The organism is Oxalicibacterium solurbis (assembly GCF_014635845.1).
In the GTDB taxonomy this organism is placed as follows: domain Bacteria; phylum Pseudomonadota; class Gammaproteobacteria; order Burkholderiales; family Burkholderiaceae_D; genus Oxalicibacterium; species Oxalicibacterium solurbis.
Genome location: NZ_BMDP01000003.1, coordinates 340,590 through 358,859, shown reverse-complemented (window position 1 = coordinate 358,859; position 18,270 = coordinate 340,590). Strand labels below are relative to the sequence as shown.

The following is an 18,270-nucleotide window of genomic DNA, read 5'->3' as shown; positions in this document are numbered from 1 at the left end:
CCAGGAGTGCGTCGGCATGCGAGCCAACATCGGCGATCGCCGCAGCCGGTAACGACGGCGATGCCGGTGCCGTATTACTTGACCGCTTTGAACTTCGCGGCTTCTTCGGAACCGCCGGTGGCGTTGCCGTCGCTGTACGAGTGCGCGCCGACGCCGGCCAGCTTGCCGCCCTGGACGATCAGGTATTCGTCGCGGATCGGACGACCTTCGAAGTAGCACTCGAGGATTTCACGCGTGCCGGCGGCATAACGCGCTTGCGCGGTCAGGCTGGTGCCGGAGATGTGCGGCGTCATGCCGTGATGCGGCATCGTGCGCCATGGATGATCGGCCGGTGCCGGTTGCGGGAACCAGACATCGCCTGCGTAGCCGGCCAGCTGGCCGCTTTCCAGCGCTTTGACGATTGCATCGCGATCGCACAGCTTGCCGCGTGCGGTGTTGATGATGTAGGCGCCGCGCTTGAAGTATTTCAGCGTTTCTTCGTTGACCATGTGTTCCGTTTCCGGGTGCAGTGGGCAGTTCAGCGTGACCACGTCGCAGGCAGCAGCCAGGCTCTTCAGATTGCTGTGATAGGTCAGGTTCAGTTCCTTCTCGACTGCTTCCGGCAGGCGATGGCGATCCATGTAGTGCAGCTTGACGTCGAACGGTTTCAGCAGGCGCAGCACGCGCAGGCCGATACGGCCGGCAGCGACGGTACCGACGCTCATCGCTTCCAGATCGTAGGAACGCGACACGCAGTCGGCGATGTTCCAGCCGCCCTTGACCACCCAGTTGTACGACGGAATGTAATTGCGCACCTGCGACAGGATCATCATCAGGACGTGCTCGGCCACCGAGTGGCTGTTGCAATAGGTGACTTCGGCAACGGTGATGTTGTGCTTGTTGGCTGCTTCCAGATCGGTGTGATCCGAACCGATGCCGGCAGTGACGATCATCTTCAGCTTTTTCGCGCGGGCGATGCGTTCAGCCGTCATGTAAGCCGGCCAGAACGGTTGCGAGATGATTATTTCAGCGTCGTGCAGTTCGCGATCGAGCACGCTGTCCGCACCGTCCTTGCTGGAGGTCACGACCAGTTGATGGCCGTTCGATTCCAGGTATTTGCGCAGGCCGAGTTCGCCCGACACGCTGCCGAGCAGGGTGCCCGGTTTGAAGTCGATGGCTTTCGGCGTCGGCAGGGTCTGGCCGTCCGGATAGATGGAAGGTTGCGCGACTTCATCGCGCGCATAAGAGGTCGGGTGACCGGTGACAGGATCGTCGTACAGCACACATAAAACTTTGGCCATGATGAGGCTTCTCCATAAGATGAATTGTTGTTGCGTCAGGGAAATCGGGAATGCCGATGCCGGCACCCAGGCGATGCCAACCAATTCATCTTAGGAATGAAGCAATGTCACGGTCCAATCGTTTGATGTGATGGACTGATAGCTGCCGCTTATGTCTGTCTGTTTGTATGCCTGCTTGTTTATATCCTGCCGGTCATGCCGGCGACAGATAACGATCGAATCGCGTTTGCAGATCGATCTGCATGGCAATGTTGCGCGCGGCGATGACGATGGGCGAGCAGGGATCGTGCGCCAGGGAAATCAGGCCGATGGAACGACTGAGCTCCGGCACCAGCGGAATCGCCGCCATTTCCCCTCCGGGCTCGAACAGGCACAACAGGCTGTGCGGCACGACGCTGTACAGCTCCGCATGCCGCACCTGTGCATACAGTGCAAACACCGAATCGGTCTCGACGACAACGTTGGATTGCACCTCGGCACGACGGAACGCGGCGTCGACAATGCGGCGATTCTGCATATCCGGCGTCAACAAACACATCGGCAGTTCGGCCGCGGCCTTCCAGTCGATCTCGCGCCGCTCGCCAAGCGCGGCACGATCGCGCGCCAGCAGCATGTAGCGTTCGCGATAAAGCGGCTGGACATGAAAGCCGTTCAACCGCTGGTCCTCCAGATACGTCAGGCCGACATCCAGTTCGAAATCGTCGAGCCGGCGCATTATTTCCTCCGAGCTCAGCGACAGCACCAGTTGCTGCAGATTCGCATGCTGCATGCGGCAAGGCCCGGTCAGCAATGAAACGATGGGCATCGTGGTCGGGATCGCACCGAAACGCAGCGTGCCGGTCAGGCGCACGCGCGACAGCGATGCCTCCTGTTTCAATCCTTCCAGCGCCGCCAGCGTCTGGCGCGCCCAGTCGAGAATGCGTTCGCCTTCCGGCGTGAATCCCTGAAAACGCTGGCCGCGCTGTACGATGGCCACGCCGAGTTCGTTTTCCAGATTGCGCACCGCGGCCGACAAGGCCGGCTGGGAGACGCAGCAGATTTCAGCTGCGCGGGCGAAGTGCTTCTCGCGGGCAAGCGTGACGAGATAGTCGAGTTGGCGTACGAACATGATTTTCCATCCTCAAGGCGATGCCGTAATAAAAACCGACATCCGGCTGCTGCAAGCACCTCTCGCGGCACGTATTCACTAGAATGATCGTCTGCCCTGCCAGCCAATATGTCGTTCAAAGTAATATCGTGTATGATAGCAACCTCACGCTTGGACTGGACAGGCCTTTCGTCGTTTTCCGAACAAAGAAACCTAAAGAAGACCGTCATGAGCAAAGCATCGTCGCCAATCAAGCTGGAAGGCTTGTCCAAGCCGCGCGGAAAACGCTGGGACCATCTCGAACTGCTGGAACGCATCGACAGTTCGGGCTCGATTTCGGCAGCGGCCACCGCCATGGGCATGAGTTACAAAGCCGCATGGCAAGCCGTGGAATCGATCAACAACCTGTCGCGCGAACCCGTTGTGATCCGCCAACCCGGCGGCAGCACCGGGGGCGGCACCTGCCTGACCGAATACGGCCGGCGCATGGTGGCAACCTACCGACGCCTGGAACAGGCGTGGGCTGCCGTTCCTTCCGTGATCGGCGACATGATGGACGATTTCGACCAGTACTACTCGATGAGCCGGAGATTTGACATGCAAACCAGTGCCCGCAACCAGTTTCTCGGAACCGTCAAGGCGGTCAAGAAAGGCGCTGTCAACGCCGAAGTCATTGTCGATATCGGTAACGCTGCGGAACTCGCCGCCATCATCACCAACGACAGCGCCGACCATCTGGCACTGGAATCCGGCAGCGAGGTATTCGCACTGGTGAAAGCACAGTGGATCATCCTGACCACGGACACCAATCTCAAGACCAGCGCACGCAACACGCTGACCGGTACCGTCGTGCGATGCCAGGAAGGCGCCGTCAATGCCGAGGTCGTGATCGAGCTGCCAGGCGGAAAAACTGTCGCGTCCATCATCACCAACGAAAGCGTCAAGACGCTGAACCTGAAGGAAGGCGTCAAGGCCAGCGCATTGATCAAGGCGTCGCACATCATTCTGGCGGTGCCTTCCTGACCGATTTATCCACCACTCTCCTTTCATCATCATGAAAACTTTTTCCAGATCCTTGCTCGTCAGTCTCGTAGCGCTCGGTCTTTCTTCGGCGGCACTGGCCGAAGAAGTGCAGGTAGCTGTCGCCTCCAACTTCACCGCGCCGGCGAAAGTCATCGCAGCCGATTTCGAGAAAGCCACCGGCCACAAAGTCGTGCTGTCGTTCGGCTCCACCGGCAAGTTCTATACGCAGATCAAGAACGGTGCGCCGTTCGACGTCTTCCTGGCGGCCGATGACACGACACCTGCAAAACTGGAAAAAGAAGACGGCATCGTTGCCAACTCGCGCTTCACCTACGCCACCGGCAAACTGGTGCTGTGGTCGGCCAAGGCCGACTATGTCGATGCCAAGGGCGAGATCCTGAAGAAAGGCACGTTCGCGCATATCGCGGTCGCTTCGCCGAAACTGGCGCCATACGGCGCCGCAGCCGTGGAAACGATGAACAAGCTGGGTGTCTACGATGCCTTGCAGCCGAAATTCGTCACCGGCGAAAACATCGGGCAGACCTTCTCGTTCGTCTCCAGCGGCAATGCCGAACTGGGTTTCGTCGCGCTGTCGCAAGTGTTCGAAAACGGCAAACTGAAGAGCGGTTCCGGCTGGATCGTGCCGGCAAACCTGCATGAGCCGATCCGCCAGGATGCCGTGATCCTGACGCACGGCAAGGACAACAAGGCTGCCGCCGAATGGGCCACGTATCTGAAGTCCGAACCGGTCAAGGCCATCATCCGCTCCTTCGGCTACGATCTGTAATTCCCTGACAAAGAAGTTCTGCACTTGACCGATCCGAACATCAGCGCCGTCGTCCTTACCCTGGAACTGGCGGCGCTCACCACGCTGATCCTGCTGCTGATCGGCACGCCGGTGGCGTGGTGGCTGGCGCGCACCCGTTCCTGGCTGAAAGGCCCGATCGGTGCCTTCGTGGCATTGCCGCTGGTGCTGCCGCCCAGCGTGATCGGTTTCTATCTTCTGGTGACGCTCGGCCCCAACGGGCCGATCGGCAAGCTGACCCAGGTTCTCGGTCTGGGCACGCTGCCCTTCACCTTTGCCGGCCTCGTCGTCGGCTCCGTTCTCTATTCGATGCCTTTCGTCGTGCAGCCGATCCAGAATGCCTTCGAGGCAATCGGCGAGCGTCCGCTGGAAGCCGCGGCGACGTTGCGCGCATCGCCGCTCGATACCTTCTTCAGCGTCATCCTGCCGCTGGCGCGCCCCGGTTATCTGACCGCGACGGTGATGGGGTTCGCGCACACGGTTGGCGAATTCGGCGTCGTATTGATGATAGGCGGGAATATTCCCGAGAAGACACGGCTGGTGTCCGTGCAAATCTACGATCACGTCGAAGCGCTGGAATACGCGCAGGCGCACTGGCTTGCCGCCGGCATGGTGGTGTTCTCGCTGCTGGTGCTGATCACGCTCTACACGCTGAACCCGACAGGACGCCGCAAGAACTCATGAAAGACGATCAAGTCCTGGCGCGCTTCAAGGTCGATTACGGCGCCTTTCATCTCGATGTCGACCTGGCTTTGCCGGGACGCGGCATCACGGCGCTGTTCGGCGCCTCCGGTTCCGGCAAGACCACCTGCCTGCGCGTGATCGCCGGGCTGGAGCCGGCCTCGCGCGTATTTCTGCAGGTGAATGGAGAAACATGGCAGGACGATGCCAGCAATATTTTCATTCCAACCTGGAAGCGGCCGCTCGGTTACGTCTTTCAGGAAGCCAGCCTGTTTGCGCATCTCAGCGTGCAACGCAATCTCGAATACGGCATGCGCAGGATTCCGGCAGCGGAGCGGCAGGTGTCACTCGAACATGCGATCGAGCTGCTGGATATCGGCCATCTGCTGGCGCGCAAACCTGACAAACTCTCCGGCGGCGAACGTCAGCGCGTCGGCATCGCGCGGGCGCTGGCAACCAGTCCACGCATTCTGCTGATGGATGAACCGTTGGCCGCGCTGGATGCGCACCGCAAGGCGGAAATCATGCCGTATCTCGAACGCCTGCACGATGAACTGGATATTCCGGTTTTGTACGTCAGCCATTCGGCTGACGAGGTGGCACGACTGGCTGATCATCTGGTCCTGCTCGAAGCTGGCCGCGTCGTCGCCAACGGACCAATCGACGAACTGCTGACGCGTCTGGACCTTGGCGTGGCGCATGGCACGGATGCAGGAGCGCTGGTGGCCGCGACCGTCGTCAATCACGATCCGGCTTTCCACCTGACGCAGGCGAAATTTTCCGGCGGCAATCTACAATTACCGCAACTCGATCTGCCGATCGGACGACAGGTTCGCATCCGGATTCAGGCGCGCGACGTCAGCTTGAGCCGTGTGCCCGTGTACGATTCCAGCATCCTGAACATCATAGAAACGACCGTTACCGAGCTGGCGGAAGACAGTCCGGGACAGGTGATGGTGGGGCTCGATGCAAACGGCACGCGCCTGCTGGCCCGCATCACGCGCAAATCGTGCGCGACGATGAACCTGATGCCGGGCAATCGCGTCTATGCGCAGATCAAGGGAATTGCGATTCTGAAGTAATCGGAGAAGGCGGCACATTGCGCCGTATCGCCGCTTGGCCAAATGCTTCAGACAGCAGCAATATCTTGCCCGTATCACCGGATTCATAGCCGGCCAGTCCGTTAATCACCTTGCGGAAATAACCCGATTGCACGACTTCGATCACGTGCTGGATCAGTGGGTCGTCCATCATCGACAGCGGCAGCGCCATGAAATAACGTTCCTTCACCAGCGGAATGAAGTCCAGGCCAAAACGCTGCGCTGCTGTCTGCACGCCAACGCCGACGTCCGCCATGCCGCTGGCGATGTAAGCCGCGACAGCCGAGTGTGTGAATTCGTTGCTTTGATAGCCTTCGATATCGAACGGCGAAATGCCGGCGCCGGCCAGCATCAGTTCCAGCAGCATGCGCGTGCCGGAACCGATCTGGCGGTTGACGAAACGCACGCCGGGCCGGGCCAGATCCTGCAACGTCTGGACTTTCTTCGGATTACCCGGCGAAACGAACATGCCTTGCGTACGCACAGCCAGATGCAGCAGGCAGTGTTCGCGCGGGTTCAGCCATTGCGCATAACGCTCGACCGCCTTTTTCTCGAATTCGCCCAACGGCACATGAAAACCCGCGAGATCGCATTCGCTACGCGATAACGCAGCTACCGCATCCGTACTGTTGCGGTAACGCAGGTCGACCGGCAAGTTGGCTTCGGTCAACTGATGCAGAAGGGCGTCGACGGCGAAACCGTGGCTGGCATCCAGCCGCAAAGGCTTGGATTTACCGACAACCGTCTTGCCGATCTCGTTTTCCAGTTCCGACGCCAGACTTTCGAGCGTGGGCGACAGGCGCGCACGGACACGGCGGTCGGCCCAGATCAGTTTCTCCGCCAGCGGGGTGAGTGTCGTACCACGGCCACGATCTGTATTTAATAGCGGCGTGCCGAACAGTTGTTCGACATCGCGCAGCATGCCCCACGAGTATCGATAGGACAGCCCAACCAATCGCGCAGCCTTCGAAATCGACCCCGTTTTCTGGATCGCCATCAGCAAATCGAGCAAAACCGCCGTGTCCAGCGACGCTTCGCCGTCGTGCGAAATTTCCCAATGCGGATTGATGATGACTTTGAACATATGTTCTACGGAGCCTATGTGTCGTTTACGCCGCTTTCCCGGATATGCAAAAGATAGCCTATTGAACCTAGGGTTTTCGGGTGCTACCTTTCAGCCGTTGGAAAAGGTTCGCCTTTGAACTATATGCTATTAAAAGCATATATACAAGACAAATTTTATAAACCAAGGAAGCAGTATGTTCCCGTTTCATTACACGACTTCGCGGCAGGTGTTGCCAATGATGTCGTCGGTAGGAGCCTCTTCATGAGCACCCAAAACACATTCGACATGGCCGCAGTAGAGTCCATCATCGCCCAGCGCAAGGAGATGCCTGGTGCATTGTTGCCGATTTTGCACGATATCCAATCCGCTATCGGATATATCCCGTCCAGCACCGTCCCGTCTATCGCGGACAGCCTGAACATTTCCCGTGCGGAAGTGCATGGCGTGATTACTTATTATCACTTCTTCCGCCAGCATCCGGCCGGCAAGCACGTCGTGCAGATCTGCCGCGCCGAGGCCTGCCAGGCTCGCGGCTGCGAGGATCTGGCTTCGCACGCGAAGGAGTTGCTGGGTTGCGATTTCCACGGCACCACGGATGACGGCAAATTCTCGCTGGAAACGGTGTACTGCCTCGGCCAATGCGCGACCGGCCCGACCATCCAGATCGATGACGACCTGTACGCACGCGTCTCGAAGGAAAAATTCAATCGCCTGGTCCAGGCAAAGCGGGGTGTTCAATGACCATCACTATTTACGTTCCGCGCGATTCCAACGCGCTGGCGCTGGGCGCCAATGAAACCGCCGCTGCCATTGCCAAGGAAGCAAAGGCACGCAGCGTCGATATCAAACTCGTGCGCAACGGTTCGCGCGGCATGTTCTGGCTGGAACCGCTGGTCGAAGTCGCGACCGACGCCGGTCGTATCGGTTTCGGTCCGATCGAAGAGCATGAAGTTGCCGGCCTGTTCGACGCGGGCTTCCATACCGGCAAAATCGACAAACAAGCGCATCCGAAAGCGCTCGGTCTGGTCGAAGAAATTCCTTACCTGAAAAAACAGGAACGCCTGCAGTTCGTCCGTGTCGGCATCACCGATCCGGTATCGCTGGACGATTATCTGGCGCATGAGGGTTATGTCGGCCTGAAAAAAGCGATCGCCATGGAACCGGCTGCCATCGTGCAGGAAGTGACCGATTCCGGCCTGCGCGGTCGTGGCGGTGCGGCTTTCCCGACCGGCATCAAATGGAAAACCGTGCTGGGCGCGCAAGCTGACCAGAAATACATCGCCTGCAACGCCGACGAAGGCGATTCGGGTACGTTCTCGGACCGCATGGTGATGGAAGACGATCCGTTCATGCTGATCGAAGGCATGACGATTGCCGGCATCGCCGTCGGTGCGACGCGGGGTTATATCTATGTGCGCTCCGAGTATCCGCACTCGATCGCCAACCTGAACGAAGCCATCGATAACGCCAAGGCTGCAGGTTACCTCGGTGAAAACATCCTCGGTTCCGGCCGCACCTTCCATCTGGAAGTGCGCAAGGCTGCCGGTGCATATGTCTGCGGCGAAGAAACCGCGATGCTGGAAAGTATCGAAGGCAAACGCGGCATGGTGCGCGCCAAGCCGCCGCTTCCTGCACTGGAAGGCTTGTTCGGCAAACCGACCGTCATCAACAACGTCATTTCGTTGTCGGCCGTACCGCTGATCCTGTCGCGCGGCGCCGAGTTCTACAAGAACTACGGCATGGGACGTTCGCGCGGCACATTGCCGATGCAACTCGCCGGCAACCTGAAATACGGCGGCCTGGTCGAGAAGGCTTTCGGCGTGACGCTGCGTGAATTGCTATACGACTTCGGCGGTGGTTCGGAATCGGGTCGTCCGATCCGCGCCGTGCAGGTCGGCGGCCCGTTGGGCGCCTACATGCCCGAATCGCTGTTCGACACGCCGTTCGATTATGAAGCGTTTGCCGCCGTCGACTCCACCGTCGGTCACGGCGGTCTGGTCGCGTTCGACGAGTCCGTCGACATGGCCAAGCAGGCACGTTACGCCATGCATTTCTGCAAGGCGGAATCGTGCGGCAAATGCACACCGTGCCGGATCGGCTCGACCCGCGGTGTGGAAGTCATGGACAAGATCATCGCCAACCAGAACCGTCCGCAGCAAATCAAGCTGCTGCGCGACCTGTGCGACGTGATGGTCACCGGATCGCTGTGCGCGATGGGCAGCATGACGCCGTTCCCGGTGTTGTCGGCCCTGAATCACTTCCCTGAAGACTTCGGCGATCAGCCGATGGCGAATGCGGCTTAATGCTGTAGCCCAACGCAACGCAAGCTAACTGGAGCGAAACATGAACTTATTGAATGGCATCGATTACGGTACGCCGAAGCGCGCATCCGAAAATCTGGTCACGCTGGAAATTGATGGTAAAACCATCTCCGTGCCGCAAGGTACTTCCGTCATGCGCGCAGCTGCAGAAGCCGGCATCAACGTGCCGAAACTGTGCGCAACCGAAAGCCTGGAATCCTTCGGTTCCTGCCGCCTGTGCCTGGTCGAGATCGACGGCCGCCGTGGCTACCCGGCATCGTGCACGACACCGGCCGAAGCCGGCATGAAGGTGCGCACGCAAACCCCGAAACTGGCAGACATCCGCCGCGGCGTCATGGAGCTGTATATCTCCGACCACCCGCTGGACTGCCTGACCTGCCCGGCCAACGGCAACTGCGAACTGCAGGACATGGCCGGCGTCGTCGGCCTGCGCGACGTGCGCTACGGCTACGACGGTGAAAACCATCTGAAGATGGAGAAGGACGAATCCAACCCGTACTTCACTTACGATCCTTCCAAGTGCATCGTCTGCAATCGCTGCGTACGTGCCTGTGAAGAAACGCAAGGTACTTTCGCCCTGACGATCGACAGTCGCGGTTTCGATTCGCGCGTGTCGCCGAGCCAGTACGAAGACTTCATCGACTCCGAGTGCGTCTCCTGCGGCGCCTGCGTCGATGCCTGCCCGACCGCTACGCTGACCGAGAAGACCGTCATCATGATGGGCCAAGCCGAGCACAGCAAGATCACCACCTGCGCATACTGCGGCGTGGGCTGCTCGTTCCGTGCCGAAATGAAGGGCAACGAAGTCGTGCGTATGCTCCCGAACCCGGACGGCGGTGCCAACCAGGGCCATGCCTGCGTCAAGGGTCGTTTCGCATGGGGTTACGCAACACACAAGGACCGCATGCTGAAACCGATGATCCGCAAGAAAATCTCGGATCCGTGGCAGGAAGTATCGTGGGAAGAAGCGATCAACTACGCCGCTTCCGAAATCAAGCGCATCCAGGCCAAATACGGTCGTGGTTCCGTCGGCGGCCTGGTGTCGTCGCGCTGCACGAACGAAGAAGGCTATCTGGTGCAGAAGCTGGTGCGTGCAGCATTCGGCAACAACAACGTCGATACCTGCGCTCGTGTCTGCCACTCGCCGACCGGCTATGGCTTGAAAGTCACGATGGGCGAATCCGCCGGCACGCAGACTTTCGAGTCCGTGATGAAATCGGACTGCATCCTGATCATCGGCGCCAACCCGGCTTCCGGTCACCCGGTGTTTGCGTCGATGATGAAACGCCGCCTGCGTCAGGGCGCCAATCTGATTGTGGTCGATCCGCGTGAAACCGAAATGGTCAAATCGGCGCACATCAAGGCCGATTATCACCTGAAGCTGAAACCGGGCGGCAACGTCGGTGTCGTCAATGCACTGGCACACGTGATCGTTACCGAAAAACTGTACAAGGAAGAATTCATCCGCGAACGCTGCGAATGGGATTCCTTCCAGGAATGGATGGAGTTCGTTTCGCTGCCGGAAAACTCGCCGGAAGCAATGGCACCGATCGTTGGCGTGTCGGCTGGAGATATTCGCGGTGCAGCACGTCTGTACGCCAAAGCGAAAAACGGCTCGATCTACTACGGCCTGGGCGTGACCGAGCATGCACAAGGCTCGACGGCCGTTATCGGCATCGCCAACCTTGCGATGGCAACCGGCAACATCGGTCGTGAAGGCGTCGGCGTCAATCCGTTGCGCGGTCAGAACAACGTGCAAGGTTCCTGCGACATGGGCTCCTTCCCGCACGAATTGCCGGGCTACCGCCACGTGTCCGACACCACTGCTCGCTCTGAATTCGAAGCAGCATGGAACGTCAAGCTGGACCCGGAGCCAGGCCTACGTATTCCGAACATGTTCGACGCAGCGATGGAAGGGACCTTCATGGGCCTGTACTGCGAAGGTGAAGACATTGTTCAGTCCGACCCGAACACGCAACACGTTACCGCTGCGCTGGAAGCAATGGAATGCATCATCGTTCAGGACATCTTCCTGAACGAAACCGCAAAGTACGCACATGTATTCCTGCCCGGTTCGTCGTTCCTGGAAAAAGACGGCACCTTCACCAACGCAGAGCGCCGTATCTCGCGCGTGCGCAAAGTGATGCCGCCGAAATCCGGTTATGGCGACTGGGAAGTCACGCAGATGCTGTCGAACGCGCTCGGTTATCCGATGAATTACACGCATCCGCGTGAAATCATGGACGAGATTGCAGCGTTGACGCCGACCTTTACCGGCGTCAGCTTCAAGCGTATCGACGAACTGGGTGGCAGCATCCAGTGGCCATGCAACGCCGAAGCGCCGGAAGGCACGCCGACGATGCACATCGACGAATTCGTCCGCGGCAAGGGTCGTTTCATCCTGACCAAGTACTACGGTTCGGGTGAACGCACCAGCAAGGATTTCCCGTTCATCCTGACGACCGGCCGTATCCTGTCGCAGTACAACGTCGGCGCTCAGACCCGTCGTACGTTCAACAACATGTGGCATAGCGAAGACCGCCTGGAAATCCATCCGGACGACGCAGCGGAACGCGGCATCAAGCAGGATGACTGGGTTGGCATCACGTCGCGTGCCGGCCAGTCCGTGCTGCGCGCCGAAGTGACCGATCGCATTCAGCCGGGCGTCGTGTACACCACGTTCCACTTCCCGGAATCGGGTGCGAACGTGATCACGACCAGTTCGTCCGACTGGGCGACCAACTGCCCTGAATACAAGGTCACTGCGGTTCAGGTCACGCCAGTCAGCCAGCCGTCCGAATGGCAGCGTGCGTATACGCGTTTCAATGCCGAGCAGGAAAGTTTTGCGAGTTCCAAACTCATTCCTCGCGAAGCTGCGGCAACGAAGTAATACCTGGGCAGGAATGGCGTGATGAATGCCTTTACCGATGACGAACGCAGTGCGCTGGTTCGCGTCTCCGTTGAAAAATGGGATGCGGACCGGCGGGTCGTCTGTGAGGACGACGTTGCAGAGGAAATCCCGGTCGCACTGGAGTACAACGGCATTTCGCATGCCGTGATGATGGCTTCTCCTTACGATCTGGAAGACTTTGCGCTGGGCTTCTCTCTTAGTGAAGGCATACTGAACGACAGATCCGAACTGTACGATTGCGAAGTCATATCCAGCTGCGACGGCATCCAGGTACAGATGCAGATTGCCACCGAACGATTCGTCACGTTGAAGGACAAGCGCCGCAATCTGACGGGACGCACCGGTTGCGGATTGTGTGGTGCCGAAACGCTGGAACAGGCCATCCGTCATCCGGGCGTGACGGTCGGCACGATACGGTTTTCCGCCGAACAGATCCATGCCGGCATGAAGACCATGCGCAGCATGCAACGTCTGCAGAAATACACCGGCGCCACGCATGCGGCGGCGTGGATGAATGCAGATGGGTCGGTCGAACTGGTCCGCGAGGATGTCGGCCGGCACAATGCGCTCGACAAGTTGATCGGCGCCATGTCGAAGAAGCGTCTGGATTTCTCCACTGGCGCCGCGCTGATTACCAGCCGCGCCAGCTATGAAATGGTGCAGAAATCGGCGACGATGGGCGTCAGCTTTCTGGCGGCCATCTCGGCGCCGACCAGCCTGGCGATCCGGCTGGCCGAGGAAGCAAACGTGACCCTGATCGGTTTCGTTCGCGATCAAAGCCACGTCGTTTATGCACAATCGCATCGCCTGATTCGCGACGGTTTGAAATAATAAACATCAAGCAAGGGATAAACAATGAGCGGTAAGAACATAGACAACCTGGTCTCGATGGCTAACCAGATTGGCGATTTTTTCGCACCGATGAAGGACCACAGAAAATCGATGGACGAGATTGCCGGCCACTTGAAAAGATCCTGGGATCCGCGCATGCGTACGGCATTGATGAATCATGTCGAACAACATGATGGCGAGGGATTGAGACCCATCGTGCTTGAGGCTGTGCGCACGCACAAGATGATCTGATTTGGATCGGTAACAGATCGCCAAATTTCAACGGCTGCGTCACCACCCGGCACACAGCTTTTTATTTATGATTATCAGGAGGAAAAATCCATGACACGTCGAATCGTTCTACGTTTTGCTGCTGCTTTGCTTGCATCGGCATTTATCGCGCCGGCAGCTTTCTCGCAGCAGGTCATCAAGCTGTCCACTACCACGAGTACCGATAATTCTGGCCTGCTGCCGTATCTGTTGCCGATCTTCGAGGCGAAAACGAACTCCAAAGTGCACGTTATTGCAGTGGGTACAGGCAAGGCGCTGGAACTGGCAAAGAACGGCGACGTCGACGTGACGCTGGTTCATGCCCGTTCGCTGGAAGACAAATTCATTGCGGAAGGCCATGGCGTCAATCGCCGCGACGTGATGTACAACGATTTCATCATCGTTGGCCCAGTCAGTGATCCTGCAGGTATCAAAGGCAGCCATGATGTTTTGGCGTCGATGAAAAAAATCGCTGACAAGAAAGCTAAATTTATTTCGCGCGGCGACAATTCCGGTACGGATGTAATGGAAAAATCGTACTGGAAAGCCATTAACGTCAAACCGGAAGGCAGCAACTATGTTTCTGCAGGTCTCGGCATGGGTGAAGTATTGACGATGGCCGGCGAGCTGCAAGGCTACACGCTGACCGATCGTGCAACCTATGGCGCATATCGCGCCAAGACCGGTCTGGCCGTCATGGTGGAGGGCGACAAGAAGATGTTCAACCCCTACGGCATCATCGCGGTCAACCCCGCCAAGTACAAGGACATCAATTACAAGGGTGCGATGCAGTTGATTGACTGGATCACCTCGCCTGAAGGCCAGAAGAAAATAGGTGAGTATCGGGTCAGCGGCGAACAGGTTTTCTTCCCGTCCGCAAAATAAACCTGGCAACACGTTAAAAAGCGCGGGTGATTCCCGCGCTTTTTTATTGCCGCTCAATTTCTCCTAGTCGCACCTACGGATAAAAAAAGCCCCGCAGAGTAATCGGCTCGCGGGGCTGAGCTTCCTTGAGAGGGAAGAGGAGACACTGGGTGGGAACAAAGGCCACCGAATCTGGCCAAACCTTGTTCCCGAATTACTTCGCTTACGGAATTCCTGCTTTTACTGATCGCTGGCATCCCGCCATATTTCGACCTTTGCGATCCTTGGCCGTTGCACTATGAGGTCGATTTACAATCAGACCAAATACATCAACTGATCGATCGATTTTCATTCAACCGATTCGTTCGCCATGCGTTAAGCAAAGGCTGCTTGCATGCGCAGAGCGATAGCGCGTTCCGGCTGGGTCTGAGCGATCGAATTGGCCTTGCTGTTCAGCAACTGGACCGATTTCTTCACCTGCGCAGTTTCTTTCTTTGTAGAAACTTTGCTTGCGACTGGCAGTTGCGAACCATATGCCGCTTGCATACGCAGGGCAGCAGCGAGTTCAGGATTCGTTTGAGCAATACGGTTTGCCTGGCTGTTCAATGCATAGGCAGAAACACGTGTTTTTGATAATGTAGACATAATAATTTCCTTTCCTTGTATAAGTTTCCCTTGTTGATGCATTGCAGTATAGGGACTGCAGAGATATAAATCTAATTTCATTTTTGGATACCAGCTATAATTACTGTGAATATGACTGAGTCCAGAAATTTCTCCTTTTGATAAAGACAACATGAGCTTTCTCACCCTGGATTTGAACCTGTTGCGCGTGTTCGACGCCGTCATGACGGAACAGAACCTCACACGTGCCGCCAACCTGCTGGCCATGACGCAACCGGCGGTATCCAACGCCCTGCGGCGCCTGCGCGAAACCCTGGGTGACGAACTCGTCATCCGTACCGCCCACGGCGTCAAACCGACGTCGCGGGCAGCCGAGCTGTGGCCTGTCGTACGGCGCGCACTATCCGATCTGGAGGCTGCGGTTACGCCCGACACTTTCGATGTCTCGCGCGTCAACACTACTTTCCGCATGGCAATGGCGGACGCCACTGCTGCGTTGTGGTTGCCGTTTCTGGTCAGGGCTGTCGAGCGCGATGCGCCGGGCCTGAATGTCCGCATGGTTCCGCTGACCACACGCGAGCCGCGCCCCATGCTGCTGCGCGGAGATGTCGACCTGGCGATCGGCTTTTTCCCCGGCGTGGCTGCCCAGCTCGCCAGCGGTCAGAACACGGCGATTTCGCAGATTCGCCACGAACGTCTCTATACCGGTGAATATGTCTGCGTGATGCGCAAAGGACATCCGCTGGCCAAGGAAGAACTGACGCTCGATAGCTATTGTGCGGCGCATCATTTGTTGGTCAGTTTCTCCGGCCGGGCAAAAGGCCTGATGGACGATGCCCTGACCGAGCTGGGTCGCGAACGAAGAATCCTGCTGACGGTGAACCAGTTCTTTACCGCCGGCCGCGTCGTCGCCAGCTCCGATCTGATCACCGTGCTGCCCCGCCACCTGATTGCGGCAACCGGCATGGAAGACGCATTGATCGCCAAGACTCTGCCTTTCGAACTGCCGGATGTGCACGTCGACATGCTGTGGCATGAGCGCGATGCGCGTAATCCCGCCCACAAATGGCTGCGCGAACAATTGAGCGCCAGTACCGAAGAAGGTATCGGTCCCTTCAAGAAACGGCGTTGATTGCAGCGTCGGTTACAGCATTCATCGCAGCAGCAATTTACAGCGGCCATCCGATTTGCCGCGACGACAAAAGCCTCGCCTGGTCGAGGCTTTTTATTTGCCTGCCGCATTCATACACATGATCTGTGTGCGATTCTATGTGCGATCCCGCACACAGCACCGCTGAACCCGCTTGAACTCGCCCCTGGTCCCGGAGTCCTATTTTCATCCTCACTGATCGGGGGCTCCGATGCGGACACGAAAAATAATATGGTGGAGCGCGCTCACGCTGCTAGTGCTGCTTGCGCTTTGTCTGATCCTGCTGCTCACCTTCGATTGGAACAGGGCGAAGCCCTGGATCAATGAGCGCGTCAGCGAAGCGACCGGCAGACCGTTTGCGATCAACGGCGATCTTTCGCTGACATGGGAACGCACGCAGGCCGATAGCGGCACATGGCATGACTGGTTGCCGGCGCCGCGACTCAGCGCCTACAACGTCACGATGGGTAATCCCGACTGGTCCAGGCTGGATCGCAACATGGCTGAAATCGGCCACATCACATTTTCCGTCAACCCAATTCCCTTGCTGTCGAGGGACATCGTCATTCCCACGCTGCAGCTGGACGACACCAAACTGGTGCTGGAGCGCATCGCGGACGGTCGCAACAACTGGACCTTCAAGAGCGACGATACGTCGCCTTCCACATGGACACTGGATCTTCAGCATCTGCTGCTTCACAACGGCGAGGTTTCGCTGAAGGACGCAGTCAAGCATATCGATGCAAAAGCCGAGATCGCATCGATTCCGATAAGCGATAAAAACGAGTATGCGATGGAATGGAAGGTATCGGGCTCGTTCAACAATGCGCGCATCAGCGGTGATGGCAAGGCCGGTGCCTTGCTTGCCTTGCGAAACGAGAAAAAACCTTTTCCGCTGCAGGCAAGGCTGAATGTCGGCAAGACGTCGATCAGCGTCAACGGCACGGTGACGAAGCCACAGGCGCTGGCTGCAGTGGATATGCGCCTGAAACTTTCCGGTGCCAGCATGGCGGATCTTTATCCGCTGACCGGTATCACGTTGCCGAAAACGCCGCCATTTGCGACTGAAGGACATCTGACAGGTGTCCTCAATGAAGCAGGCGGCAAATGGACCTACGACAAATTCAGCGGCAAGCTGGGCGACAGCGATTTGTCCGGTACCTTGACCTATGAAGGCAAGCAGCCGCGTCCTCTGCTGTCAGGGACCGTCGTCTCCAATCTGCTGCAGCTGAGCGATCTGGGCCCGATCATCGGTGCCGATTCGAATGCGAGCAAGCGTGAGCGTGGTGTCGCTGCCGTACAGCCGGAAGACAAGCTGCTGCCGGTGGAGAAATTCACGACCGATCGCTGGGGAAGCATGGATGCGGACGTCAATATCACCGGCCGCAAGATCGTGCGTGATGCGACGCTTCCGATCGAGAATCTGAATACGCATCTGAAACTGCAGGATAGCGTCGTCACATTGACACCGCTGAATTTCGGCATTGCGGGAGGCAATCTGATCGCGAACATCAAAATGGATGGACGCCAGCCTGTGATCAAGGCAGAAGCAAAAATTTCGGTGCGCAAGCTGAAATTGAAAGAAATGTTTCCAACGATACCGACGATGCAGGCCAGCCTCGGCGAAATCAACGGCGATACCTCGTTGTCCGCGACCGGCGATTCGATTGCAACCTTCCTTGGATCGTCCAACGGTGAAATCAAGGCATTGATCAGTGAAGGAACGATAAGCAAGCTGCTGCTGGAACAGATCGGTTTGAATATCGGCAACGTGGTGATCTCGAAGCTGTTTGGTGACAAACAGGTGGAGCTCAATTGCATGGCGACGGATCTGGGCGTAACCAACGGTCTGGTGCAAACACGTACGATGATTCTCGATACCAGCGATGCTGTCATTCATATCGACGGAACGATCGATCTTGCGAAGGAAAAACCGGATCTGACAATCCGGCCGGTAAGCAAGGGAGTGCGTATCGTGTCCTTGCGTGCACCGCTTTATGTACGAGGGACCTTGAAGAATCCGGATGTCGATGTGGATAAAGGCGTATTGGCTGCGAAAGCGGGGGGTGCAGTAGTCCTGGGTGTGCTGGCACCGATTACTTCCTTGCTGCCATTGATCAATGTCGGTTCCGAGGAAGAAAACAAATGCCGTGAATTATTGCATCAGGCTGCCGAGAAACCGGTTGCTCCTGCTCCCGGTAAATCTTCGAAGAAACGTTAAGCCACTTCGAAGAAAGGGGGGATTTTTACCGGCTAC

The 18,270-nt window shown here is 57.7% G+C and carries 16 protein-coding genes; 12 read left to right on the top strand and 4 right to left on the bottom strand.

The annotated features are described in order from the left end of the window. Window positions 1-74 precede the first annotated feature (74 nt). Together IEV40_RS11650 and IEV40_RS11645 are read right to left on the bottom strand one after the other, a co-directional pair. Complete coding sequence (locus tag IEV40_RS11650) at window positions 75-1,280, bottom strand: NAD-dependent formate dehydrogenase (protein WP_188421847.1); 1,206 nt, start codon at window positions 1,278-1,280, stop codon at window positions 75-77. A 193-nt stretch (window positions 1,281-1,473) separates the two neighbouring features. Beyond that, window positions 1,474-2,388, bottom strand: a complete 915-nt coding sequence (locus IEV40_RS11645; RefSeq protein ID WP_188421845.1) for a LysR family transcriptional regulator — start codon at window positions 2,386-2,388, stop codon at window positions 1,474-1,476. 207 nt (window positions 2,389-2,595) lie between these two features. Here IEV40_RS11645 and IEV40_RS11640 point away from each other — a divergent pair, with 207 nt between their 5' ends. The 4 genes from IEV40_RS11640 to modC are packed head-to-tail and all read left to right on the top strand — an operon-like array spanning window position 2,596 to window position 5,958. Beyond that, on the top strand, window positions 2,596-3,390 hold the full coding sequence (locus IEV40_RS11640; RefSeq protein ID WP_188421843.1) for a TOBE domain-containing protein: 795 nt from the start codon (window positions 2,596-2,598) through the stop codon (window positions 3,388-3,390). A 31-nt stretch (window positions 3,391-3,421) separates the two neighbouring features. Next, window positions 3,422-4,177 (top strand): molybdate ABC transporter substrate-binding protein, encoded by a 756-nt coding sequence (gene modA / locus IEV40_RS11635; protein WP_188421841.1) that lies wholly within the window; start codon window positions 3,422-3,424, stop codon window positions 4,175-4,177. Between the two features lie 18 nt (window positions 4,178-4,195). Further along, the gene (modB, locus tag IEV40_RS11630; protein ID WP_188422403.1) at window positions 4,196-4,879 is read left to right on the top strand and encodes a molybdate ABC transporter permease subunit; all 684 of its coding nucleotides are present in this window, start codon (window positions 4,196-4,198) and stop codon (window positions 4,877-4,879) included. Beyond that, window positions 4,876-5,958 (top strand): molybdenum ABC transporter ATP-binding protein, encoded by a 1,083-nt coding sequence (gene modC / locus IEV40_RS11625; RefSeq protein WP_188421839.1) that lies wholly within the window; start codon window positions 4,876-4,878, stop codon window positions 5,956-5,958. Before modB ends, modC begins: the two co-directional genes overlap by 4 nt. On the opposite strand, the gene IEV40_RS11620 is transcribed toward modC, so the two are convergent. Continuing rightward, the gene (locus IEV40_RS11620) at window positions 5,933-7,060 is read right to left on the bottom strand and encodes a substrate-binding domain-containing protein (protein WP_188421837.1); all 1,128 of its coding nucleotides are present in this window, start codon (window positions 7,058-7,060) and stop codon (window positions 5,933-5,935) included. The two genes, modC and IEV40_RS11620, sit on opposite strands and share 26 nt — an antisense overlap. Before the next feature lie 243 nt (window positions 7,061-7,303). Here IEV40_RS11620 and IEV40_RS11615 point away from each other — a divergent pair, with 243 nt between their 5' ends. The 6 genes from IEV40_RS11615 to IEV40_RS11590 all read left to right on the top strand — a co-directional run bounded on the left by IEV40_RS11615 (window position 7,304) and on the right by IEV40_RS11590 (window position 14,260). Then, a complete protein-coding gene (locus IEV40_RS11615) occupies window positions 7,304-7,783 on the top strand; it encodes a formate dehydrogenase subunit gamma (RefSeq protein WP_188421835.1) in 480 nt (159 codons plus the stop codon). Then, window positions 7,780-9,345, top strand: coding sequence for a formate dehydrogenase beta subunit (locus IEV40_RS11610; RefSeq protein ID WP_188421833.1), 1,566 nt, complete (start codon window positions 7,780-7,782; stop codon window positions 9,343-9,345). Before IEV40_RS11615 ends, IEV40_RS11610 begins: the two co-directional genes overlap by 4 nt. Window positions 9,346-9,385: 40 nt before the next feature. After that, entirely contained in the window at window positions 9,386-12,253 is a 2,868-nt protein-coding gene (gene fdhF / locus IEV40_RS11605) for a formate dehydrogenase subunit alpha (RefSeq protein ID WP_188421831.1), read from the top strand. Window positions 12,254-12,274: 21 nt separating this feature from the next. Further along, window positions 12,275-13,105, top strand: coding sequence for a formate dehydrogenase accessory sulfurtransferase FdhD (gene fdhD, locus IEV40_RS11600; protein WP_188421829.1), 831 nt, complete (start codon window positions 12,275-12,277; stop codon window positions 13,103-13,105). 24 nt (window positions 13,106-13,129) lie between these two features. Continuing rightward, complete coding sequence (locus IEV40_RS11595; protein ID WP_188421827.1) at window positions 13,130-13,357, top strand: formate dehydrogenase subunit delta; 228 nt, start codon at window positions 13,130-13,132, stop codon at window positions 13,355-13,357. A 90-nt stretch (window positions 13,358-13,447) separates the two neighbouring features. Beyond that, the gene (locus tag IEV40_RS11590; RefSeq protein ID WP_188421825.1) at window positions 13,448-14,260 is read left to right on the top strand and encodes an ABC transporter substrate-binding protein; all 813 of its coding nucleotides are present in this window, start codon (window positions 13,448-13,450) and stop codon (window positions 14,258-14,260) included. Window positions 14,261-14,614: 354 nt separating this feature from the next. Here the strand turns inward: IEV40_RS11590 and IEV40_RS11585 are convergent, their stop codons facing one another. Further along, window positions 14,615-15,037 (bottom strand): hypothetical protein, encoded by a 423-nt coding sequence (locus tag IEV40_RS11585; RefSeq protein WP_188421823.1) that lies wholly within the window; start codon window positions 15,035-15,037, stop codon window positions 14,615-14,617. Here IEV40_RS11585 and IEV40_RS11580 point away from each other — a divergent pair. Together IEV40_RS11580 and IEV40_RS11575 are read left to right on the top strand one after the other, a co-directional pair. After that, entirely contained in the window at window positions 15,036-15,995 is a 960-nt protein-coding gene (locus IEV40_RS11580) for a LysR family transcriptional regulator (protein WP_188421821.1), read from the top strand. The two genes, IEV40_RS11585 and IEV40_RS11580, sit on opposite strands and share 2 nt — an antisense overlap. 229 nt (window positions 15,996-16,224) lie before the next feature. After that, window positions 16,225-18,234, top strand: coding sequence for an AsmA family protein (locus IEV40_RS11575; RefSeq protein ID WP_188421819.1), 2,010 nt, complete (start codon window positions 16,225-16,227; stop codon window positions 18,232-18,234). The last annotated feature ends 36 nt before the right edge of the window (window positions 18,235-18,270 follow it).